Annotated in this window: 25 protein-coding genes; 20 read left to right on the top strand and 5 right to left on the bottom strand. The window is 26.0% G+C overall.

Annotated elements, in window-relative coordinates; genetic code table 11:
- The first annotated feature begins 33 nt into the window (after positions 1-33).
- From CLOACE_RS07935 to CLOACE_RS07875, 13 genes are all read left to right on the top strand, one after another.
- Complete coding sequence (locus tag CLOACE_RS07935) at positions 34-360, top strand: hypothetical protein (protein ID WP_070110569.1); 327 nt, start codon at positions 34-36, stop codon at positions 358-360.
- Positions 347-2,302, top strand: a complete 1,956-nt coding sequence (locus tag CLOACE_RS07930) for a V-type ATP synthase subunit I (protein ID WP_070110568.1) — start codon at positions 347-349, stop codon at positions 2,300-2,302. The genes CLOACE_RS07935 and CLOACE_RS07930 overlap by 14 nt, the downstream gene beginning before the upstream one ends.
- 21 nt (positions 2,303-2,323) lie before the next feature.
- Positions 2,324-2,785 carry a V-type ATP synthase subunit K gene (locus tag CLOACE_RS07925; RefSeq protein WP_070110567.1) on the top strand — a complete coding sequence of 154 codons (462 nt, stop codon included), beginning with the start codon at positions 2,324-2,326 and terminating at the stop codon, positions 2,783-2,785.
- Positions 2,786-2,823: 38 nt separating this feature from the next.
- A complete protein-coding gene (locus CLOACE_RS07920; protein ID WP_070110566.1) occupies positions 2,824-3,426 on the top strand; it encodes a V-type ATP synthase subunit E in 603 nt (200 codons plus the stop codon).
- A 12-nt stretch (positions 3,427-3,438) separates the two neighbouring features.
- On the top strand, positions 3,439-4,464 hold the full coding sequence (locus tag CLOACE_RS07915; RefSeq protein ID WP_070110565.1) for a V-type ATP synthase subunit C: 1,026 nt from the start codon (positions 3,439-3,441) through the stop codon (positions 4,462-4,464).
- Positions 4,451-4,765: a V-type ATP synthase subunit F gene (locus CLOACE_RS07910; RefSeq protein WP_175429451.1), complete on the top strand. Its 315-nt coding sequence runs from the start codon at positions 4,451-4,453 to the stop codon at positions 4,763-4,765. Before CLOACE_RS07915 ends, CLOACE_RS07910 begins: the two co-directional genes overlap by 14 nt.
- A gap of 19 nt (positions 4,766-4,784) precedes the next feature.
- Complete coding sequence (locus CLOACE_RS07905) at positions 4,785-6,557, top strand: V-type ATP synthase subunit A (protein WP_070110584.1); 1,773 nt, start codon at positions 4,785-4,787, stop codon at positions 6,555-6,557.
- Complete coding sequence (locus tag CLOACE_RS07900) at positions 6,550-7,929, top strand: V-type ATP synthase subunit B (protein WP_070110563.1); 1,380 nt, start codon at positions 6,550-6,552, stop codon at positions 7,927-7,929. Before CLOACE_RS07905 ends, CLOACE_RS07900 begins: the two co-directional genes overlap by 8 nt.
- Positions 7,930-7,947: 18 nt before the next feature.
- Positions 7,948-8,592 (top strand): V-type ATP synthase subunit D, encoded by a 645-nt coding sequence (locus tag CLOACE_RS07895; RefSeq protein ID WP_070110562.1) that lies wholly within the window; start codon positions 7,948-7,950, stop codon positions 8,590-8,592.
- A 99-nt stretch (positions 8,593-8,691) separates the two neighbouring features.
- The gene (gene def / locus CLOACE_RS07890; protein ID WP_070110561.1) at positions 8,692-9,156 is read left to right on the top strand and encodes a peptide deformylase; all 465 of its coding nucleotides are present in this window, start codon (positions 8,692-8,694) and stop codon (positions 9,154-9,156) included.
- A gap of 177 nt (positions 9,157-9,333) precedes the next feature.
- A complete protein-coding gene (locus CLOACE_RS07885; RefSeq protein ID WP_070110560.1) occupies positions 9,334-9,840 on the top strand; it encodes an ECF transporter S component in 507 nt (168 codons plus the stop codon).
- 194 nt (positions 9,841-10,034) lie between these two features.
- Positions 10,035-11,207, top strand: a complete 1,173-nt coding sequence (locus CLOACE_RS07880) for an FprA family A-type flavoprotein (protein WP_070110559.1) — start codon at positions 10,035-10,037, stop codon at positions 11,205-11,207.
- A 47-nt stretch (positions 11,208-11,254) separates the two neighbouring features.
- On the top strand, positions 11,255-11,803 hold the full coding sequence (locus CLOACE_RS07875) for a flavodoxin family protein (protein ID WP_070110558.1): 549 nt from the start codon (positions 11,255-11,257) through the stop codon (positions 11,801-11,803).
- 265 nt (positions 11,804-12,068) lie between these two features.
- On the opposite strand, the gene CLOACE_RS07870 is transcribed toward CLOACE_RS07875, so the two are convergent.
- A complete protein-coding gene (locus CLOACE_RS07870) occupies positions 12,069-12,239 on the bottom strand; it encodes an aspartyl-phosphate phosphatase Spo0E family protein (RefSeq protein WP_084027591.1) in 171 nt (56 codons plus the stop codon).
- 483 nt (positions 12,240-12,722) lie between these two features.
- On the opposite strand from CLOACE_RS07870, the gene glpX reads away from it, so the two are divergent.
- The 5 genes from glpX to CLOACE_RS07845 all read left to right on the top strand — a co-directional run bounded on the left by glpX (position 12,723) and on the right by CLOACE_RS07845 (position 17,796).
- Positions 12,723-13,691, top strand: coding sequence for a class II fructose-bisphosphatase (glpX, locus tag CLOACE_RS07865; RefSeq protein ID WP_070110557.1), 969 nt, complete (start codon positions 12,723-12,725; stop codon positions 13,689-13,691).
- A gap of 161 nt (positions 13,692-13,852) precedes the next feature.
- Positions 13,853-14,788, top strand: a complete 936-nt coding sequence (hprK, locus tag CLOACE_RS07860; RefSeq protein WP_070110556.1) for an HPr(Ser) kinase/phosphatase — start codon at positions 13,853-13,855, stop codon at positions 14,786-14,788.
- The gene (locus CLOACE_RS07855) at positions 14,778-15,341 is read left to right on the top strand and encodes a 5-formyltetrahydrofolate cyclo-ligase (protein WP_070110555.1); all 564 of its coding nucleotides are present in this window, start codon (positions 14,778-14,780) and stop codon (positions 15,339-15,341) included. Before hprK ends, CLOACE_RS07855 begins: the two co-directional genes overlap by 11 nt.
- Positions 15,342-15,402: 61 nt before the next feature.
- Positions 15,403-16,344: a magnesium transporter CorA family protein gene (locus tag CLOACE_RS07850; protein ID WP_070110554.1), complete on the top strand. Its 942-nt coding sequence runs from the start codon at positions 15,403-15,405 to the stop codon at positions 16,342-16,344.
- A gap of 54 nt (positions 16,345-16,398) precedes the next feature.
- The gene (locus tag CLOACE_RS07845; protein WP_070110583.1) at positions 16,399-17,796 is read left to right on the top strand and encodes an aminopeptidase; all 1,398 of its coding nucleotides are present in this window, start codon (positions 16,399-16,401) and stop codon (positions 17,794-17,796) included.
- A gap of 163 nt (positions 17,797-17,959) precedes the next feature.
- Here the strand turns inward: CLOACE_RS07845 and CLOACE_RS07840 are convergent, their stop codons facing one another.
- Positions 17,960-18,799 (bottom strand): PHP domain-containing protein, encoded by an 840-nt coding sequence (locus tag CLOACE_RS07840; RefSeq protein ID WP_070110553.1) that lies wholly within the window; start codon positions 18,797-18,799, stop codon positions 17,960-17,962.
- A 48-nt stretch (positions 18,800-18,847) separates the two neighbouring features.
- A complete protein-coding gene (locus CLOACE_RS12125; protein WP_070110552.1) occupies positions 18,848-19,327 on the bottom strand; it encodes a DUF4883 family protein in 480 nt (159 codons plus the stop codon).
- 137 nt (positions 19,328-19,464) lie between these two features.
- Here CLOACE_RS12125 and CLOACE_RS07830 point away from each other — a divergent pair, with 137 nt between their 5' ends.
- A complete protein-coding gene (locus CLOACE_RS07830; RefSeq protein WP_070110551.1) occupies positions 19,465-20,391 on the top strand; it encodes an N-acetylmuramoyl-L-alanine amidase in 927 nt (308 codons plus the stop codon).
- A 288-nt stretch (positions 20,392-20,679) separates the two neighbouring features.
- Positions 20,680-20,946: a metal-sensitive transcriptional regulator gene (locus CLOACE_RS07825; RefSeq protein WP_070110550.1), complete on the top strand. Its 267-nt coding sequence runs from the start codon at positions 20,680-20,682 to the stop codon at positions 20,944-20,946.
- Between the two features lie 5 nt (positions 20,947-20,951).
- Here the strand turns inward: CLOACE_RS07825 and CLOACE_RS07820 are convergent, their stop codons facing one another.
- Together CLOACE_RS07820 and CLOACE_RS07815 are read right to left on the bottom strand one after the other, a co-directional pair.
- On the bottom strand, positions 20,952-21,389 hold the full coding sequence (locus tag CLOACE_RS07820) for a threonine/serine exporter family protein (RefSeq protein ID WP_070110549.1): 438 nt from the start codon (positions 21,387-21,389) through the stop codon (positions 20,952-20,954).
- Positions 21,386-21,826, bottom strand: a complete 441-nt coding sequence (locus tag CLOACE_RS07815) for a threonine/serine exporter family protein (RefSeq protein WP_070110548.1) — start codon at positions 21,824-21,826, stop codon at positions 21,386-21,388. Before CLOACE_RS07815 ends, CLOACE_RS07820 begins: the two co-directional genes overlap by 4 nt.
- Positions 21,827-21,940 lie beyond the last annotated feature (114 nt).

Raw genomic sequence — 21,940 nt, 5'->3', positions numbered from 1 at the left:
TACATATAAATTTATAAAAGGTGGTGATAAAATATGGCTACACAGGTAATAAAAATTATAAAAGAAGCAGAAGATAAAGCAAATACAATTATAAAAGAAGCTAATAATAAAGCTAAAATTATAGCTAAACAATCTAAAGATAAGGCAGTGGAAGAATATAAAAACATAGTGGAATCTGCCAATAAACAGTCTGAAGATATAATTAATTCTAGTATACAAAAGGCCAATAATGAAATTGAACTATTTATAAATAAGGAAAATAAAGAAGTAGAAAACATATTAAATATCAATCAAGAAAAGCTTGATAAAGCAGTTAATATAGTGATTGAGAGGATAGTGAGTTCTTATGGCAATAGTTAAAATGAAAAAATTTAATTTATTAGCTCTTGAATCACAAAAAGAAAATTTAATACAAAGTCTTCATAAATTTGAAGGGGTAGAGTTTATAAATTTGTCAGAATCTGAAACTAAATATTTAGATTTTTTAGATAAAGATTTTGATGAAGAAAAATTATATAAATTAGAAGGTGATAGAGCTAAGATTACTTTTGTATTAGATTTATTAGATAATTATGTAGAAAAAGAGAAAGGATTAAAAAGCTTATTTAATGATAAAAAAGTGCTAAATTACAATGAATTAGAAAAATTGGGAAAGGATATTAATTGGGAAAGTATTTACAATGAAATAAAAGGAATAGATTCAAAATTAAATTCATTAAAAAATGAGTTGCAAAAACCAAAATTAGAAATAGATAATTTAAAACCATGGCTTAATTTAGATATTGATTTTAGTGACTTAGATAAATTAAGTAGTTGTTCTTATGTTTTAGGTAGTATAAAAAGAAATAATAAAGATAAATTTAGAGAAGAATTTGACAGTGAAGTAAATCTTTCTTATGTAGAAATTATAAATGAAAGTGCTAATGAAATAAAATTATTTATATTATTTCATAAAGAATATAAAAATAAAGTAGAAGATTTACTAAAAAAGTATGAATTTGACAAAGTGCAGTTTAATTACCAAAAATCTCCTAAAAAAATAATAGAATTATTAAAAGAAAAAATAAATAAAATAGAAAAAACAATAGAAGAATTAGAAAGTAATATAAAAAATTATGTAGATAAAATAGAAGATATAAAATTATCTTATGAATATATTCAATTACAAATAGATAGAACTTATGCTACTAAAAATTTTTTAAATACAGGAAGAGTTATTGTTATAGAAGGATGGGTACCACAAGAGTCCATAGAGGATTTAGAAAAATGTTTAAACGATTTTGAAAATTTATATTATATAGAATTTACAGAACCATCTGAAAATGACAATGTTCCTATATTACTAAAGAATAATGATTTAGTTAAATCTTTTGAAGCTATAACTACAATGTATAGTTATCCCAAGTACAATGAGATAGATCCTACTCCAGCATTAGTTCCATTTTATATGTTATTTTTTGGAATGATGCTTTCAGATGCTGGTTATGGATTAATAATGTTAATATTCACCTATTTAATATTAAAATTTGTACCTCTTGAAGAAGATAAAAAAAGTTTTGTTAAAATGTTTTTTTATTTAAGTTTTCCAACTATATTAGTAGGAGCTTTATTTGGAAGTTATTTTACTGGAGCTATAAAAATACCTCCAATATGGCAAGATCCAACTAAAAATGTAACAGGACTTTTAATAGTTTCAATAATAATAGGTATAATTCAACTTTATGTAGGATTAGGTATAAAAGCTTATCAATTAATTAAAGAAAAAAAGTATTTAGATGCACTATATGATGTAGGTTTATGGTATATAACTTTAACATCTGCAATTTTATTTATACTAGCTAAGTTTGCAAAAGTGCCTTCTATAGTTAATATACAGAATCCAATAAAGTACTTAATGTTTGCGGGAATGATAGGATTAGTATTAACTCAAGGAAGAGAAAATAAGAGCATATTAGGCAAATTTGGAGGAGGAATATATGGATTATATGGAATAACAGGATATATAGGAGATATAGTTTCTTATTCAAGATTAATGGCTTTAGGGCTTGCAACAAGTTTTATAGGATCAGCTATAAATTTAATGACAGGTCTTTTAGGTAAGGGAATACTTCTTTGGTTGTTTGGACCCATAATTTTTATAATAGGTCATTTATTTAATTTATTTATAAATGCTTTAGGATCTTATGTTCATAGTTCTAGGTTACAATATTTAGAATACTTTGGAAAGTTTTACGAAGGTGGAGGAAAAGGATTTGTTCCTTTTAAAGCTAGAAATAAATTTTTTAAAATTAAAAATAAATAAGATATTAGGGAGGAATGAAAAATGAATTTTTTATTACAAAATGGAGGATTTTTATTTGCAGCATTAGGAATAGGATTAGCAACAATATTACCAGGAATAGGATCAGCAAAAGGTGTAGGTCTTGTAGGTGAAACAGCTTCAGGACTTATAACAGAAGATCCAGATAAATTTGGTAAAGCACTTATATTAGAATTATTGCCAGGTACACAAGGATTATATGGATTTGTTATTGCACTTATGGCATCTGGAAGAGTTACTCCTACTATGGATTTAAGAACAGGTTTATATATATTATGTTCATGTTTACCTATAGCTTTTGTTGGATGGAGATCAGCTATTCTTCAAGCTAAAGTTGCAGCCTCAGCAGTATCTATACTTGCAAAAAGACCAGAGCATAATACAAAAGGAATTATTCTTACTGTAATGGTAGAAACTTATGCATTATTAGGTTTGGTTATGTCAGTATTAATGATATTAAAGTAAGTCCCTAAAATTACTTATTAAAGTGGGAGTGAATTCTTATGTCTAACTTAGATAATTTGGTAGCTAAAATAATTGAAGATGGAAATAAAATAGCTAATTCTATAATAGAAAAAGCTAATGAAGAGGGAAAATTAAATATAGATAAAAGAATTAAAGAAGCTAATATAAAAAAAGATGAAATTTTAAAAAATGCAGAAAAAGAATCTAAAAGTAAATATGAAAGAATTATTTCAAATGCTCATTTAAATATGAGAAATAAAAAATTAGAAGCTAAACAAAATGTTATAGATAATGTGTTTGATAATGTAGTAGATAATTTAGTTAATTTACCTTTAGAAAAATATTTAAAATTTATTAAAGACAGTATAGTAAATATGGAAATAGATGGTGATGAGGAAATCATATTTAATAAAAATGATAAAAATAGAATAAAAGTTCAAGTAATTAATGATATAAATAAGGAATTAAAAAATAAAGGGAAAAAAGGTCAATTAAAAATAAGTAATGATACAAGAGATATTAAAGGTGGATTTATATTAACTAAAGGTGGAATAGAAATAAATGCTTCTTTTGAAGCAATTGTATTTTCTATAAAAGATGAATTGGAAAAAAAAGTATATGAGGCTTTATTTAATAGCTAAGGAGGAAGATTCATGGATAAATTAATTTTTGCCCATTCCATTGGAAGAATTAGAGCACTTGAAACAAAACTCCTTGATAAAATTAAAATAGATAGAATGATTGAAAGTAGTTCACCTAAGGAAGCTTTGAAAATATTAGAAGAAACGGAATATGGGAAATATTTAACTAATTTAAACAATATAGAAGACTACGAAGAAGTTTTGAAAAATGCTCTTAGAGATTTATATGATTTTATGTATAAACTTTCTCCAGAAAAGCTATTAATCCATATTTTTCAATTAAAATATGATTATCATAATATAAAAGTAATACTTAAAGGTAAGGCATTACAAAAAAAATTAGATTATTTGTTTATTCCTTTTGGCACTGAAAATGTTAATAAATTAATAGAAATTACAGAATTAGAAAATTTAAATGATTATAATAAAAATAAAGAGTATTTTAATAATGAAGTAATGTTAAAAGGTATTTTAGAGGCAAAGGCAGATTTTCAGGAAAAAAAAGATCCTCAAAAGATAGATGTTATTTTAGATAACTATATGTATAAAGATATGTTACTTAAATCTGAAAAATTACAAGATGATTTTTTGATTGAATATGTAAAAATGAATATAGACATTACAAATGTTAAAACTTTGCTTAGAGTAAAAAAACAAAATAAAAGTAAGAAATTTTTACAAGAGGTGCTAATAGGTGGAGGAAAAATAAATAAGGATTTAATAGTAAGTTCTTTAAATGAATCTGAAGATAATATTATAAAAAATTTATCTAAAGTAGAATACGAGAAAGTTTTTAAGGAAGGATTAGAAGAATATATAAATAATAAAGATGTAAGTAAATTTGAAAAAGTAGCAGATAATTTTATTATGGATTATGTAAAGAAAGGTAAGTATACTTCTTTTGGAATAGAACCTTTAATTGGATATTTAATTGCGAAAGAAACAGAAATAAAAATTATAAGAATAATAATGGTAGGAAAAATTAATAAAATATCACCAGATATTATAAGAGAAAGGCTGGGTGATATGTATGTATAAAATAGGTGTAGTAGGAGACAAAGACTCAATTTTAGCTTTTAAAGCTTTAGGAATAGATGTATACCCAGTAGTTACTGCAGAGGAAGCTAGAAAAGCTATAGATAAAATGGCAATAGATAAATATGCCATAATATTTGTTACAGAGCAAATAGCTAAAAATATTGAAGAAACTATAGAAAGATATTATAGAGAAATAGTTCCTGCAATTATACTTATTCCTAACAATCAAGGTTCCTTAAATATAGGATTGCAAAAAATAAAAGATAATGTAGAAAAAGCAGTGGGCGTTAATATTTTATAAGGAAGGTAGGTAGGTGAAGTTGAAGACAGGAAAGGTTATGAAAGTATCAGGACCATTGGTTATGGCAGAAGGAATGGAAGATGCTAATATATATGATGTTGTAAAAGTAGGAGAAAACCGTCTTATAGGTGAAATAATAGAAATGAGAGGTGATAAAGCTTCTATACAAGTATATGAAGAAACTTCTGGTCTTGGTCCAGGAGCACCCGTATTTACAACGGGTGAACCTTTAAGTGTAGAACTTGGTCCGGGACTTATAGAATCTATGTTTGATGGTATACAAAGACCCTTAGATGTAATAGAAGCTAAAGCAGGAGATTTTATTACTAGAGGAGTAGAAGTAGAATCTTTAAATAGAGAAAAAAAGTGGAAATTTAATCCCATAAAAAATGTAGGAGATGAAGTGGAAGCAGGCGATGTAATTGGCATAGTACAAGAAACTAATATAGTAGAACATAAAATAATGATTCCCTATGGTGTAAAAGGAATTATAACAGCTATAAATGAAGGAGAATATACTATAATAGATACAGTTGCTCAAGTTAAATATGAAGATAAAATTCAAGATATAAAATTAATGCAAAAGTGGCCAGTAAGAAAAGGAAGACCATATAAAAGTAAAATTAATCCTGTAGAACCATTTATAACAGGTCAAAGAGTAATAGATACATTTTTTCCAGTAACAAAGGGAGGAACAGCTTGTGTGCCAGGTCCTTTTGGTAGTGGTAAAACTGTAGTTCAACATCAGCTTGCTAAGTGGGCAGATACGGAAATCGTGGTATATATAGGCTGTGGGGAAAGAGGAAATGAAATGACAGATGTATTAAATGAGTTTCCAGAACTAAAAGACCCTAAAAGTGGAGAACCTTTAATGAAAAGAACTGTACTTATAGCTAATACTTCAAATATGCCCGTTGCAGCTAGAGAGGCTTCTATTTATACAGGAATAACTATAGCAGAATATTTTAGAGATATGGGATATTCAGTAGCAGTAATGGCAGACTCTACTTCTCGTTGGGCAGAGGCATTACGTGAGATGTCTGCTAGATTAGAAGAAATGCCAGGAGATGAAGGCTACCCTGCATACTTAGGTTCAAGAGTAGCAGATTTTTATGAAAGAGCAGGAAAAGTTTTTTGTTTAGGAAAAGAAAATAGAGAAGGAGCATTAACTGTTATAGGTGCAGTTTCACCTCCAGGAGGAGATTTGTCAGAACCAGTTACACAAGCTACTTTAAGAATAGTAAAAGTGTTTTGGGGTTTAGATTCACAATTAGCTTATAGAAGACATTTTCCAGCTATAAATTGGCTAAATTCTTATTCTCTATATTTAGATAAAGTAGGGGAATGGATGAATAAAAATGTTGCAGAAGATTGGACAGAATTTAGAAGCAAAGCAATGACATTACTTCAAGAAGAATCTAATCTTCAAGAAATAGTAAGATTAGTTGGTATAGATGCTTTATCAGAAGAAGATAGATTAAAGTTAGAAGTAGCAAAATCTATTAGAGAAGATTATTTACAACAAAATGCTTTTCACGATGTAGATACTTATGCTCCACTAAATAAACAATATAAAATGTTAAAATTGATTTTAGCCTTTTATGATGAAACTTTAAAAGCATTAAAAGTGGGAGTTTATCTAAAGGATATATTAAATATGAAAGTTAGAGATAAAATAGCAAGATTAAAATATTTCTCTGAAACAGAATCAGAGAAAATAGATAATGTTTTTGAAGAACTTTCTCAAGAAACAGATGAATTAATAAGCAAAGGAGGTATTCCAAATGCTTAAAGAATATAAAACAGTACAAGAAGTTGTAGGACCACTTATGCTAGTGGAAAAGGTTGAAAATGTAAAATACGATGAATTAGTTGAAATAGAAATTCAAACAGGAGAAAAAAGAAGAGGAAGAGTTTTAGAAATAAATCAAGATAAAGCTTTAATTCAATTATTTGAAGGTTCTTCTGGAATAAATTTAAAAAATAGCAAAGTAAGATTTTTAGGTAAATCACTAGAACTAGGTGTGTCAGAAGATATGTTAGGAAGAGTTTTTGATGGATTAGGTAATCCTAAAGATGGAGGACCTAAAATAATACCAGATAAAAAGTTGGATATAAGTGGAATACCTATAAATCCTGTAGCTAGGAACTATCCTTCAGAATTTATACAAACAGGTATATCTACTATAGATGGTTTAAATACTTTAGTAAGAGGTCAAAAATTACCTGTTTTTTCTGGTTCAGGTCTTCCCCATGCACAGCTTGCTGCACAAATAGCAAGACAAGCAAAAGTGTTAAATTCTAGTTCTAAATTTGCAGTTGTATTTGCTGCTATTGGAATAACTTTTGAAGAAGCACAGTTCTTTGTAGATGATTTTACTAGAACAGGAGCTATAGATAGAACAGTATTATTTATGAATCTTGCAAATGATCCAGCAATAGAGAGAATAGCTACTCCTAGAATTGCTTTAACAACTGCAGAATACTTAGCTTTTGAAAAGGGAATGCATGTACTAGTAATACTTACGGATATAACCAACTATTGTGAAGCACTTCGAGAAGTATCTGCAGCGAGAAAAGAGGTTCCTGGAAGACGTGGTTATCCGGGATATTTATACACAGATTTAGCTTCGTTATATGAAAGAGCAGGAAGAATAAGGGGAAAAGAAGGTTCTATAACTCAAATTCCTATTCTTACAATGCCAGAAGATGATAAGACTCATCCGATACCAGACTTAACAGGATATATAACTGAAGGACAAATAATATTAAGTAGGGAATTATATAAAAAAGATATAATGCCTCCTGTAGATGTATTACCATCTCTTTCAAGACTTAAAGATAAAGGAATTGGTAAAGGAAAGACAAGAGAAGACCATGCAGATACAATGAATCAACTATTTTCTGCATATGCACAAGGAAAGCAGGCAAAAGAATTAGCTGTAATATTAGGAGAATCTGCTCTTTCAGATGTTGATAAGCTTTATGCAAAATTTGCAGAGGCTTTTGAAAAGGAGTATGTGGCTCAAGGTTTTGATACTAATAGAACAATAGAAGAAACTTTAGATTTAGGTTGGAAATTGCTAACTATATTGCCACGTACAGAACTTAAGAGAATAAGAGATGAGTATTTAGAAAAATATTTGCCTAATAAAGAAAAATAAATAAAGGGATGAGATTATATGAGATTAAATGTAAACCCTACCAGGATGGAATTAACAAAGCTAAAAAAGAGATTGGTTACAGCTACTAGAGGACATAAACTTTTAAAAGATAAACAAGATGAACTTATGAGACAATTTATTGATTTAGTTAAAAAGAATAATCAGTTTAGAAAAGAAGTAGAAAAGGAACTAGAGGAATCTTTTAAAAATTTTGTTATGGCAAGAGCGGTATTATCTTCTGAATTTTTAGAAGAGGCAATTATTTATCCTAGAGAAAAAATATCTGTAGATGTGAAAAAAAAGAACATAATGAGTGTAAATGTTCCAGTAATGAATTTTAAAAAAGAATTAGAAGAAGATAGTGGAAGTATATATCCTTATGGATTTGTTAGTACATCTTCTGAATTAGATAATGCATTAGAAAAATTATATAATATTCTTCCTAAGCTTTTAGAGTTAGCTGAAATAGAAAAGTCTTGTCAATTGATGGCAGATGAAATAGAAAAAACAAGAAGAAGAGTTAATGCTCTTGAATATATGACTATACCTCAATTAGAAGAAACTATAAAATTTATTAGAATGAAATTAGATGAAAATGAAAGAAGCACAATAACAAGGCTTATGAAAATAAAGGACATTATGAAAGAAAAACAAAATATGTAATAAAGAAGGCTATTTAATTTAAAGTAGCCTTCTTTATATTTACAAAAAAATATAAACATATATAATATAATTAATAAATTTAAAAAGGGAGATAATATTATGGCAATAAAAGAAATTTTAAAATTTCAGGATAAAACATTAAAAAGAGTAAGCAGAAAAGTTGATAAATTAGATAAGGAAACTAAAAATCTAATAAGAGATTTAAAGGATACATTAAATAATGTTGAAGGCATAGGTTTGGCAGCACCTCAAATAGGGGATTTAAAAAGAATAATATATATAGATTTAAAAAATGGAATGAATCCTATATTACTTATAAATCCTATTATAGTTTGTAAAATAGGAAAAGAAAAAAGTAGAGAAGGATGTTTGAGCTATCCTGGCTATGAAGGAATAGTTATAAGACCTAGAAGAGTTATTGTAAAAGGAACAAATGAAATAGGTAAAGAAGTAACTTACGAAGCTAGGGGACTTTTAGCAAAAGCGTTTTGTCATGAAATTGACCATTTAGATGGAATACTTTATATAGATAAAGCAAAAAAAATATATAAAATAAAAGAATAAGTAAAATTAATTTTTAATAATAAAAAACCTCAAAATGCTACCATATATATTTTTTATAAAATACATATGGTAGCATTTTGAGGTTTTTCTTTAATAAGTAAATTAAAACTTCTTTACTTTTTAAAGAAATGTATATATACTAATGTATATACAGCTATATATAGGAGGTATAATATTATGACAAATCTAAAAAGATTAACATATGCTTCAGTATTAACGGCTTTAGCTATTATAATACCATTACAGTTTGGATTTTTAAAAATTATATTGGGACCATTTACAGCCACTTTAGCATCTCATGTTCCTGTATTTTTAGGAATGTTATTAGGACCAGGTGCAAGTATTATGATTGGAATAGGATCAACATTAGGATTTTTAGTAACTGCTCCAACTTTTGTTGCGGCAAGAGCCTTTTGTCATGTATTTGTTGGACTAGCTGGTGCATTATTAATTAAAAAAGGTGTTTCTTTTGGAAAAATTGTTGTTATAACAGCACCTCTTCATGGAATATTAGAGGCTATAGCAGTAATACCTTTTGGATTTACTATGTATAAAGTGCTAGTAGTAGTAGGTATAGGAAGTATTCTTCATCACTTAGCAGATGGAGCAATAGCTTTTGTGCTAGTAAAAGCATTATCTAAAAATTTAAAATTAAATTTAATAAAAAGTACTACTAATCAATAATTAAAAGTATGCGTTTTGTTTTGAAATAATATTATTAAGTTTTATTTTAAAACAAAACGCATAAAATTTTTTATAAGTATATTTTTAAGATTATATACACAAGATAATTTGTAATAAAATTAATTTATAATTGAAAATAATAAGTAAAAAATGTTAGAATAAAGATTATACTGAAGTTTAAAGGAGGAGATTAAATGTCTTTGGAAAAATTAAAAAAAGATGTATATTGGATAGGAGTAAAAGACCCAGAACTTGAAGTTTTTGATATAATAATGAATACACAAAAGGGTACTACATATAATTCTTATTTAATAAATGATGAAAAAGTAGCAATAGTAGATACTGTTAAAGATAAATTTTTTGATGAGTTTTTAGAAAATATAAAAGGCGTAATAGGAAATAAAAAAGTAGATTACATAATAGTTCAGCATACAGAATTAGACCATAGTGGTTCTTTAGCAAAGCTTATAGATATTTATCCAGAAGCTACTTTAATAGGTTCTAAAGCAGCACTTTTATATAGTGAAAATATAATAAATAAAGAATTTAAAAGTCAGGTAGCACCAGAAGAGTTAAGTCTAGGTAGATATAATTTAAAATTTATTCAAGCACCTAATCTTCATTGGCCAGATACTATGTTTACTTATTTAAAAGAACAAAATATTTTATTTACTTGCGATGTATTAGGCTGTCATTATTGTCCAAGTGAAACAGTAGTTAATAGTTATGGAAAAGGATATTTAGAAGAATTAAAATATTACTTTGATGTTATAATGGGACCTTTTAAAAAATTCGTCATAATGGGTTTGGATAAAGTAAAAGATATGGATATAGATATGATAGCACCAAGTCATGGTCCTATACATACAGAAAAAATAAAAGAATATATTGAACTTTATAAAAAATGGTCTTCACCAAATGTTATAAAAGATAAAAATGTTCAAATATTATATATATCAGCTTATGGAAATACAGAAAAAGTAGCTAAGTATTTTGAAAAAAAGTTAATTGAAAAAGGTATAAGTGCAAAATCTCATGAGATAACTTCTATGAATATGGAAGACATAGTAGTACTTATTGAAAATGCTTCAGGTATATTATTAGGTTCGCCAACAATAAATCAAGATGCTGTTAAACCAGTTTGGGATGTTTTATCATTGGTATCAGCTATAACTAATAGAGGAAAAGTGGCTTCTGCTTTTGGATCTTATGGTTGGAGTGGAGAAGGTGTTCCTATGATGATAAATAGATTAAAATTATTAAAATTAAAAACATTAGATGAAGGATTTAAATTTAAATTTGTTCCTTCTAAAGAGGATTTTGATAGAGCAGACCAATTTATAGATAAATTTATTGATATGCTTTAATTTAAATAATAAATTACTTTATTATTTTAGAAGGGAAGATTATTTTTTTGAAAACAGTAGTTTTTTTAGCTTCTCCCAATAAAAATGGAAATACTATTACAATTTTAAATAGTTTATTATCAGGATTGCAAGGAGAAGTCAATATAATAAATACTTTTAAAACTAATGTTAAAGGATGTATAGATTGTAAGTATTGTCATTACCATAATGAATGTTTCATAAAGGATGATATGGTTCACATTTATAATTTATTAGAAAAAAGTGATAATGTAATTATAGCTTCTCCCATATATTTTTCATCTTTTCCTGCTTCTATGAAGGCAATAATTGATAGACTTCAATTATATTGGAGTAATAAATTTATAAAAAGGAAAGAAAAAAATATTTGTAAAAAGAATGCTGTAGTAATTCTTACTTGTGGTTCTAAATGCAACAAAGCTTTTTCATTAGTAGAAGAAACATTAAAGCAAGTATTTTCTCTTATTAATGTTAATGAAACTTATAAAATATTAATTGATAATACAGATAATACAAAAATAAATAAAGAACTTAATATACAAGCTTATAACATAGGGAAGAATATTTCTGAAGTTTAATAAAATAAATATTTTAAAATCTTTAATAATGTGATATAATATTTATATAATCCTAATGTGTTTGCAAGGCTTATAATTTTCGACCGACATTATAATATAGGGACTTCAAGAGATTCATTTTCTATTTAAAACTTTTTTAATTAAGTAGAAAAGAAAATGATGCGAAGACCCACCTGCGAGAAGGCGGGTACGAAAAGTTAAGTACAGCGGCACAATGGGAATAAAGAGAAAAAAACCGCAAGTATAATAAAATTACTTGCGGTTTTTAGCATTTAGGTTTATTTTTAAGATATTCATATTGAACTAATAGTTTATCTAGTTTTTGACTGTATTTTACTACACAATTGTCCGTTAAGTCATTTTCATAAATTAATTTATGAAGTTCATTTCTCATGTTTTCAATTTTTTTACCTAATAAAACTAAATTAGTATTCATTTTAACAACCTCTCATAAATAAATTAAATTACTATTATTTTGCTTCAAAAGATACATTTATATTCTATCAAAAAATAATAATAAGACAAAAAAAAAGTAAGTCAATTATATACAAGAAAGAACATATAATAACATAATATCTGTTGATAATCTGTTGATAAATTGTGCATATATATTGCAATATATTTACAATAATATCTTAAAAGGCTACAGTTAATAAGACATTAAATAAATAAAATAATAGAAATATGTCAAAAAGTTTTTTGAAAAAGTAAAAAGTTAAACAAAAATTATAATACTATAATAATTATTTGTATAAAAATTTTTTGTTTTTTTAAAATAATAACTTTGTATTAATTAATATATGTGATATAATAATTACCGTAATTAATAAAAAAGTGACTATTAATGATTAAAAAAACTTAATAAGTATATAAAATTTGTCTATTAAATACATTTAATTTATTCTTAGGAGGTAGTTAAATTATGTTAAAAGATATAGCTATGGGACTTGTTAGAGTTACAGAAGCTGCAGCTCTTTGTGCTTCTAAGCAATTAGGAAGAGGAGATAAAATAGCAGCAGATCAATGTGCGGTAGATGGTATGGAAAAAGCTTTTTCTATGTTACCAATAAGAGGTGAGGTAGTAATAGGCGAAGGAGAGTTAGATGAAGCTCCTATGTTATATATTGGACAAAAAGTTGGTATTTGGAAAGAAGACATGCCTGAAATGGATATAGCTGTAGATCCATTGGATGGTACAAAATTGGTGGCTAAAGGTCTTCCAAATGCAGTAGCAGTAGTAGCTATGGGACTTAAAGGAAACTTACTTCATGCACCAGATATGTATATGAAGAAAATAGCAGTTGGTCCTGAAGCTAAAGGTGTTATTGATATTACTAAATCTCCTAAAGAAAATATATTAAATGTAGCAAAAGCCTTAAAAAAAGATGTAACAGAAGTTACAATAATTGTGCAAGATAGGGAAAGGCATGAATATATAGTTAATGACGCTAGAGAAATAGGAGCAAGAGTTAAATTGTTTGGTGAAGGAGATGTAGCAGCAGCTATAGCATGTGGATTTGAAGATACAGGAATTGATATAATGATGGGAACTGGAGGAGCACCAGAGGGTGTTATAGCAGCAGCAGCTATTAAATGTATGGGAGGAGAAATGCAAGCTCAACTTCAACCTGAAACAGAAGAACAAAGAAAAAGATGTTTAGATATGGGAATAAAAAATATAAATCAAGTATTAACTTTAGAAGATTTAGCTAAAGGCGATGATGTATATTTTGCCGCAACAGCTATTACAAATTCAGATTTACTAAAAGGTGTAGTATTTTCTTCTAAAGATATAGCTACAACTCATTCAGTAGTTATGAGAGCTAAAACAGGAACAATAAGATTTGTTGATGCAATACATAATTTAAGAAAAAGTAGTTTAGTATAATAAGCTATATTATTTGATATAATTATTTAAATTAATTAAAGGTATGCTATTTAAAATAAATAGCATACCTTTAATTAATTTAAATTTTACTTTACTATTTTTTTTGATTTAGTATAATTTAATATTGAAGTAAAACTAATTATTAAATGAGGTATGTAAATATGAGTGTTAAAATGAATGAGTTAATAAATGATTTAAATTTAGAAATTATAAATAAAGGTGACTCAAAAATAAATGTATTATCGAGGCATATTAATAGACCAGGATTGCAATTTTCAGGTTATTTTAATTACTTTGATAAAAAAAGAGTTCAAATAGTAGGAAAAGCAGAATGGAGTTTTTTAAATACTATGAATTCAGAACTAAGAAAAAAAAGATTAGATAAATTTTTTCAATATGCTGTGCCTTGTATAATATTAACTAGAAAATTAAAACCACATAAAGAATGTGTAGAATCTGCATTAAAATATAATAGGTGGATACTTAGAACAGATATGGTTTCTGCGGAATTTATAAAAAAAATATCTAAATATTTAGATGAAAATTTAGCACCAGAAACAAGATTGCATGGTGTTTTAGTTGATGTATATGGTATTGGAATATTAATAATAGGAGAAAGCGGTATAGGAAAAAGTGAGACAGCATTGGAATTAATAAAAAGAGGACATAGATTAGTAGCAGATGATGCTGTAGATATTAAAAGAATAAGAGGAAGATTAAATGGAAGATCTCCGTATATAACTTCAGGAATGCTGGAAGTTAGAGGAATGGGTATAATTGATGTTCCAGCTTTATATGGGTTAAGTTCTGTGTTAGATACTAAAACAATTGATTTAATAATAAGATTAGAGCCTTGGAATGAAGATCAAAATTATGATAGATTAGGAACAGATAAGAAAGCAGTTGACATATTAAATATAGCTGTTAGAAAAATAACTATACCTATAAGACCTGGAAGAAATTTAGCAGTTATAATAGAGGCTGCAGCAGCAAATTATAGATATAGTCTTATTTCAAAGGAAAATCCAGTAGATACTATAAGTAAAAGAATTAATGAGGAAGCTAAAAGGAGGGCTGCATTAGAAGATGAAGAGTGATTTAAGAAAAAAAATAAAAAATATAAGAAATAATATGGACATTACAAATAAAATGAATTTAGATAATTTAATATATAACAGAATAATAAATAGTAAAAATTATATTAAAAGTAAAATGATTTTTGTGTATGTAAGTTTGAAAGAAGAAGTAGATACTCATAGGCTTATAAATAAAGCTTTATTAGATGGAAAAAGTGTTTGTGTGCCTAAAATAATATCAAAAGATGAAGGAATGGAAGCAATAAAAATAAATAAATTTCAGGATTTACATAAAAGCAAGTATGATATTTTAGAACCTTTAAATTTTGAAAATAAAGTAGATAGGGAATATATAGATTTAATTTTGATACCAGGAATTTCCTTTGATTTAAAAGGCGGAAGAATAGGATATGGCGGCGGATTTTATGATAGATTTTTAAATTATAATAATTTACATTCTAAAAATATAGGATTGTGTTATGAATTTCAAATAGTAAAAAAAGTACCTATGGATGGATTTGACATGGGTGTTCATGGTATAATAACAGAAAGTAGAGAAATGTATTTTAATTAATAAAATTATTTAAAATGTATATACTAATTAGGAAAATTAAAATAAGTTAATTGGTGATTTTATGGTAATATATGATATTTTAAATAATTTTACAAATATAACAAATAAGTCTCCTTTAAAAAAAAGTAGTAAATATTGGATATTAACTGATATTGAAGAATTAGATCGCATCAAAGATAATATTAATATAGATGATTGTTGCATAAAAGAATGTAAGGAAATGAGTGAATTTTCTAAGATTAACTTTTATCATAATTATATTTTTATAATTTTAAGTGCATTAGAATATTATAATGGTCAAGTTTATTGTAAAAATTTATATGTTTTTTTAAGTAAAGAATATTTAATAACAACAAGTACAGATGAATTGGATATAGTAAAAGATTTAATTGAAGATATAAGAGATTCTAAGGATTCTTTGTTTTTTAAAAAAAATCCTTTGCCCTGTATTTTGCTGTATTATATAATAGATAGAATAATAGTTAAAAATTACAATGTAATAGCTTCTTTAGAAGAAGAAGTAGATAAAATAGAAATAGGTATTTTAAAAAATCCTAAGCATCAATATTTAGATAGACTTATAAACTTAAGAAGACAAGTTTATAAAATAAGAAAATACTTAAATCCCTTAAGGTATATAGGAGATAGTTTAACTAGTAATGAAAATAATATAATAGAAAAAGAAAATTTAGTTCATTTTATAAATTTAAATAAGAAAACTGATAAATTAGTTATGGCTTTGGAAAGTTTAGTTCAAGATTTAGGTATGGTTAGAGAAGCTTTTGAATCTGAAATAGCTAATAAAACTAATGAATTAATGAAAATTTTTACATTAATAGCTACTATATTTTTACCATTAAATTTAATAAGCAGTATATATGGTATGAATTTTAAATACATACCCTTTGCAAATACAGATTATGGTTACTATTTTATAATAGCTATTATGATATTTATAACAGCAATACTTATTTATATATTTAAGAAAAAAAAATGGTTATAATATTAAATGACAGGGGGTGTAGATTACTGTAGTTATTATTGCAGTAAGAAAAAAATGAATGAATTAATAAAAGAGTATAAATATGCATGGGAAAAATATTCAAAAGATGAATTAAACAAGGTTTTTGAATTATCGGAAAGCTATAGAGAATTTATGTCTAAATGCAAAACAGAAAGAGAATGTGTAGAAGAATTTATAATTAGAGCAGAAAAACAAGGATACAAAGATATTGATTCCATAATAAAAGAAAATAAAAAATTAAAGCCAGGAGATAAGGTTTATGCAAATAATAAAGGAAAAATGTTGGTGTTATTTTCAATAGGAGAAGAACCTTTAGAAAATGGAATGAGAATACTAGGAGCACATATTGATTCTCCTAGATTAGATTTAAAACAAAATCCTTTATATGAAGATACAGATTTAGCTTTATTTGAAACTCATTATTATGGAGGAATAAAAAAATATCAATGGGTAACACTTCCTTTAGCAATTCATGGAGTAGTTATAAAAAAAGATGGAACTAAAGTAAATATAGTAATTGGAGAAGATGATAAAGAACCTGTAATAGGAGTATCAGACCTCTTGATTCACTTAGCTTCTGATCAAATGGAGAAAAAGTTATCAAAAGCTATTGAAGGAGAAAATTTAAATATTTTAGTAGGAAGCATTCCTATTGAAGGAGAAAATGAAAAATATAAAGTAAGAAAAAATGTTTTAAGAATTCTTAATGAAAAGTATGGAATGTGTGAAGAAGATTTTGTATCTGCTGAATTAGAAGTTGTTCCAGCAGGAAGAGCAAGAGATTATGGATTAGATAGAAGTATGATAATGGCATATGGTCAAGATGATAGAGTATGTGCATACACTTCTTTTGAAGCAATGCTTAAAATAGATAAACCAAGTAAAACTTGTGCAACAGTATTAGTAGATAAAGAAGAAATAGGTAGTGTAGGTGCTACGGGAATGCATTCAAGATTTTTTGAAAATGTAACAGCAGAAGTAATGAATTTATGTGAAGAATATAATGAACTAAAATTAAGAAGAGCATTTTCTAATTCAAAAATGTTATCATCAGACGTAAGTGCAGCTTTTGATCCTAATTATCCTTCAGTAATGGAAAAGAAAAATTGTGCTTATTTAGGTAAGGGAATTGTATTTAATAAGTATACTGGTTCTAGAGGAAAATCAGGTTCTAATGATGCAAGTCCAGAGTATATAGCACAAATAAGAAATATTATGGATAAATACAATGTTTCATGGCAAACTGCAGAGCTTGGTAAAGTAGACCAAGGCGGTGGCGGAACTATTGCGTATATACTTGCTAACTATAGCATGGATGTTATAGATTGTGGTGTTGCTCTTTTAAATATGCATGCTCCTTGGGAAATAGCTAGCAAAGCAGATATATATGAAACTATGAAAGGATATTTTGCATTCTTATCAGAAGCATAATATTAAAAATTAGAATTAATAATACTTATGTTGCTGAATAAAAAATGTTTAAGATAATTTGCAAATAGAAAATAATTAAAAATAATCTGTATAAAAATAATAAGACAGTTGATAAATTTAATTTATCAACTGTCATTTTTAAATTAAACTAATATTTAAATAATTATGTTTGATTTAATTTTTCTAAAAATATTTTTATATATTCTTTTGTTAAATATACATCCCCAATATTTAAAGCGTGCAATCCATCTGACTTAGTTATTCCATGGAAATCAGAACCAGCAGTAATTATTTTATTATATTTTTTTGCTAAATTTTTAAATCTAAAAGTCTCTTTCGGTGTATTTGAATAGTAAATAGCTTCTATGCCATCAAATTCAAAATTTAATAATTCTTCTATAGAGCAATTATGTATCAGCACAGGATGTGCAAGTACTACAAGAGCATTAGAATATTTCAAAAGTTTAATACCTTCTTCTAAAGAAAGTTTTTTATTTGGTACATAAGCAGGACTTTTATCACTTATTAAGTTATTGAATATATATTCCCAAGTATAATCATATCCAGCATCTATAATAGCTTTAGCAATATGAGGTCTTGCTATTATACCGTTGGATTTTTTTATTATTTCATCAGCATCTAATTTTATATGAAAAAATTCATATAGATTTTCAATTATTTTTTTAGCTCTATAAATTCTGTAACACTCCATATTTTTTAAGAAATTTTGAAGATTGCTATTTTTATAATTACTATTTTTAAAGTATCCTAATATGTGTATGTTTTCTCCTTTATATAGCGTGGAAAGTTCTATTCCAGGTATAACTTTTATATTTACTTTTTTGCTTTCTTCTAATGCTTCATTGATTCCATTAATAGTATCATGATCGGTAATTGAAATTATATCCATATTTTGCTTCAAAGATAAATGTACTATATCTTTAGGAGAAAATTTACCATCAGATGCATTAGAATGTATATGAAAATCCCCTTTTTTATACATAAAATCATCTCCAGTATAGTGTATTAAATTAATAAATGTATTTTAATATTAATCTCTAGGTATAATGTATTTACATAAATTATATAAGTTATAAGATATAGGTATATTACTAATGTTTATAAAATCCATATTATAATATCCATCCCAAGGGTATATGGAACAAATATCTTTATTATATATATTTATTATATATTTTTCATCTTTGAAAGTAAAAAAAAGTTTATACAGAGGTTTTTTATTTATGTTTTTTGGGTTTTTTATAAAATTATTTTTGTTTAAATTTAAAAGAAATTTTTTGACTATTGCTATTTCCTCTTTAGACAAAGTTTTTTCTTTATAGAAATTAGTATCTATAATTGAGCATTTATAATTTGTTTCGTTTATTATATTTTTTATAACTAAATTTGTATAATAATAATTATTAGGCTTTTTTAATTTAATAGGAAAATTAATATTATTGTAATTATAGTTAATAAAAAATAAACAAGTAATTAAAATGAAAAAATAAAAACATATTTTTTTAAACATATGCAATCACCTTAATTTAATATTCTATAGAATTACATTATGTTAAAAAACAATAACTTATTACAAAATTAAATAAACATTTTATTAAATATAGAATAATATAAATTAAAATATATGTATAAATGAGGGTGAGAAAAATGAAAATAGGCATAGATATTGGGCATAATTGTCCACCAGATATTGGTGCTTTAGGAATAAAGTTTGAGGATGAATTAACTAGAAATATAGGAAGTATGGTTATAAATAAATTAAAAATATTAGGTTATAGTGTAGTAAATTGTACACCAGATTATGCTAAAAGCGTTTTAGAATCTTTATATAAAAGAGTAAATACAGCCAATAATAATAAAGTTGATTTGTTTGTATCAATACATTTTAATGCAGGAGGAGGAAATGGAACAGAAGTTTTTGCTATATCACCAGTAGGTAGGCTTATAGCTAAAAGAGTAGTAGATAATATATCTATTTTAGGATTTAAAAATAGAGGAGTTAAAGATGGAAGAATGTTATATGTATTAAAAAATACTATTGCTCCAGCTATATTAATTGAAGGATGTTTTATAGATTCAAAAGAAGATATGAAGTTATATAATGGAGAAAGTATGGCAAATGCAATAATAAAAGCTATAACTTATGGTAAAATATTAAAGTATGATAATAATGAGAATTATAAGGACGAAAATATTTTAGAAATACAAAAAATATTAAATAGATTTCAAATAAAAGATAAAAATGGGAAATGTGTGTCAGAAAGTGGAATATTAGATGTAAGCACAAAAGATTGTATAAAAAATTTCCAAAGTGTGGTAGGTATACCTGTAGATGGAGTACCTGGTCAAATAACATTAAATGCTTTTAAAATTATAATATCTAAACCTCTTACTATGAAGGGAAGTTATAATAGAATAGCTATAAGGTATATTCAATGGAGATTGGGTGCAGGAGTAGATGGCATATTTGGAAATATAACAGAAAGAGCAGTAAAAGAATTTCAAAAGAAAAATAATTTAATTACAGATGGAATAGTAGGCAAAAATACTTGGAATAAATTTATATATAGTTAATAATTATGCATATATAAAATTAGTGAAGTGTAAAATTTTACTTATAAAAAGTAGGATTTTGCTTAAAAATGCGTTTTAGATAATAAAAATATTGTGTATAAATATATTGACTAATGTATAATTATTTGATATTATTAAAATATGTAAAACATTAATATGCCCCCAATTCATATAATGAATTTATATAATATAAAACATCATCTAAATATTTAGATGATGTTTTTGTATTTAATATATTTTATAATGTATAATATCTATAGTATAATAGAATAAATAGAGGTGTAATACATGAAAGATAAAAATAAATTAAAAAGAGATGTACAAATTAGGCTTAGAAAAATAGAAGGTCAAGTTAAAGGTATAGAAAGGATGGTTCAAAGTGGATCTAATTGTAAAGACATATTAATACAAATAGCTGCAGTTAGATCCGCTATAAATAAAGTAGGCTGTATAGTTTTAGAAAACTGTGCTCAAAGTTGTTTAAAAGATTATGAAGGTGAGGGCAAAAAAAATATTGAGGAACTAATATCAAATCTTAATATGTTCTTAAAATAAAAAGCTTATTTATTTTTATTAGTATAAAATAAAATTGCTTTTGTAATAGAAGAAACTAAAAGAATTCCTGCAGCTATGGCACCTGCAATAGACAATGTATTGATTCCTAACAATAGTGATTCATTTGCATTACCTTGAATAGATTCAAACATTGTATAGTACATTCCCCCACCAGGTACTAAAGGAATAATTGCACATATAACAAATATTGTAACAGGTATTTTCATTATTCTTGCCATTATTTCTCCGTAAATGGATATAACGGTAGAGGCAACAAAATAAGAGAAAATGCTACTAGATGGAATTAATTTTGCTGTTAATAAATAAAAAAACCATCCAATGCCACCACCTAAAGCAGTATATATAATTTTTTTGCCTTTAACATTAAATGTAATACAGTATCCTAAGCTAGCTATACATGCAAATATACAATTTAAAATCATATACTAATACCTCCAAAAGTAGAAAACCATATTTTAAATACTGTTCCTGTTCCTATTGCAATAGCTATAGCAGTTAAAAAAGCTTCTGCTGCTCTAGTCATACCTGCCATTAAATCTCCTGCAATAGTATCTCTAACTGCATTTGTTATAGTAAGTCCAGGTACTAATTGCATAATAGAACCTATTATTATTTTATCCTCATGAAGTCCTGCAGAAATTTGCATAGATAATAGTGCTATTAAAGCTGCTATAGCACCTCCTACTACATTTATAAAAAAGTCATTAATTTTGAGTTTTTGTAAAAAGCTAGAAGAAGCTTTTATTAATCCACCAATAATAAGACTTATAATAAAATCATAAAAATTTCCACCAAAAAGTAATGTTAAAAAACCAGATAATATAGCTGCACCAAAAATAACTAATGGAGGAAATTGCACAATTAAACTTCCTCAATTATATTTAAAAATCATTACTTTTTGTTAATAATTAACTATTTTGTTCAGAAAAAGATAATAGCAAAGCTAAGGTGCTATTGCACCTGTGGATAACTT

This window comes from Clostridium acetireducens DSM 10703 (assembly GCF_001758365.1).
In the GTDB taxonomy this organism is placed as follows: domain Bacteria; phylum Bacillota; class Clostridia; order Clostridiales; family Clostridiaceae; genus Clostridium_C; species Clostridium_C acetireducens.
Note: the sequence above shows the minus strand (reverse complement) of the source record. Positions and strands in the feature narration are given on the sequence as shown.

Bases quoted from the DNA above. Each gene is read 5' to 3' on its own strand.
- CLOACE_RS07895 (WP_070110562.1), top strand. From the start codon at position 7,948: ATGAGATTAAATGTAAACCCTACCAGGATGGAATTAACAAAGCTAAAA.
- CLOACE_RS07930 (WP_070110568.1), top strand. From the start codon at position 347: ATGGCAATAGTTAAAATGAAAAAATTTAATTTATTAGCTCTTGAATCA.
- CLOACE_RS07925 (WP_070110567.1), top strand. From the start codon at position 2,324: ATGAATTTTTTATTACAAAATGGAGGATTTTTATTTGCAGCATTAGGA.
- CLOACE_RS07885 (WP_070110560.1), top strand. From the start codon at position 9,334: ATGACAAATCTAAAAAGATTAACATATGCTTCAGTATTAACGGCTTTA.
- CLOACE_RS07920 (WP_070110566.1), top strand. From the start codon at position 2,824: ATGTCTAACTTAGATAATTTGGTAGCTAAAATAATTGAAGATGGAAAT.
- CLOACE_RS07915 (WP_070110565.1), top strand. From the start codon at position 3,439: ATGGATAAATTAATTTTTGCCCATTCCATTGGAAGAATTAGAGCACTT.
- hprK (WP_070110556.1), top strand. From the start codon at position 13,853: ATGAGTGTTAAAATGAATGAGTTAATAAATGATTTAAATTTAGAAATT.
- CLOACE_RS07935 (WP_070110569.1), top strand. From the start codon at position 34: ATGGCTACACAGGTAATAAAAATTATAAAAGAAGCAGAAGATAAAGCA.
- CLOACE_RS07870 (WP_084027591.1), bottom strand. From the start codon at position 12,239: ATGAATACTAATTTAGTTTTATTAGGTAAAAAAATTGAAAACATGAGA.
- CLOACE_RS07825 (WP_070110550.1), top strand. From the start codon at position 20,680: ATGAAAGATAAAAATAAATTAAAAAGAGATGTACAAATTAGGCTTAGA.
- CLOACE_RS07820 (WP_070110549.1), bottom strand. From the start codon at position 21,389: ATGATTTTAAATTGTATATTTGCATGTATAGCTAGCTTAGGATACTGT.
- def (WP_070110561.1), top strand. From the start codon at position 8,692: ATGGCAATAAAAGAAATTTTAAAATTTCAGGATAAAACATTAAAAAGA.
- CLOACE_RS07880 (WP_070110559.1), top strand. From the start codon at position 10,035: ATGTCTTTGGAAAAATTAAAAAAAGATGTATATTGGATAGGAGTAAAA.
- CLOACE_RS07845 (WP_070110583.1), top strand. From the start codon at position 16,399: ATGAATGAATTAATAAAAGAGTATAAATATGCATGGGAAAAATATTCA.
- CLOACE_RS07855 (WP_070110555.1), top strand. From the start codon at position 14,778: ATGAAGAGTGATTTAAGAAAAAAAATAAAAAATATAAGAAATAATATG.
- CLOACE_RS07900 (WP_070110563.1), top strand. From the start codon at position 6,550: ATGCTTAAAGAATATAAAACAGTACAAGAAGTTGTAGGACCACTTATG.
- CLOACE_RS07850 (WP_070110554.1), top strand. From the start codon at position 15,403: ATGGTAATATATGATATTTTAAATAATTTTACAAATATAACAAATAAG.
- CLOACE_RS07840 (WP_070110553.1), bottom strand. From the start codon at position 18,799: ATGTATAAAAAAGGGGATTTTCATATACATTCTAATGCATCTGATGGT.
- CLOACE_RS12125 (WP_070110552.1), bottom strand. From the start codon at position 19,327: ATGTTTAAAAAAATATGTTTTTATTTTTTCATTTTAATTACTTGTTTA.
- CLOACE_RS07830 (WP_070110551.1), top strand. From the start codon at position 19,465: ATGAAAATAGGCATAGATATTGGGCATAATTGTCCACCAGATATTGGT.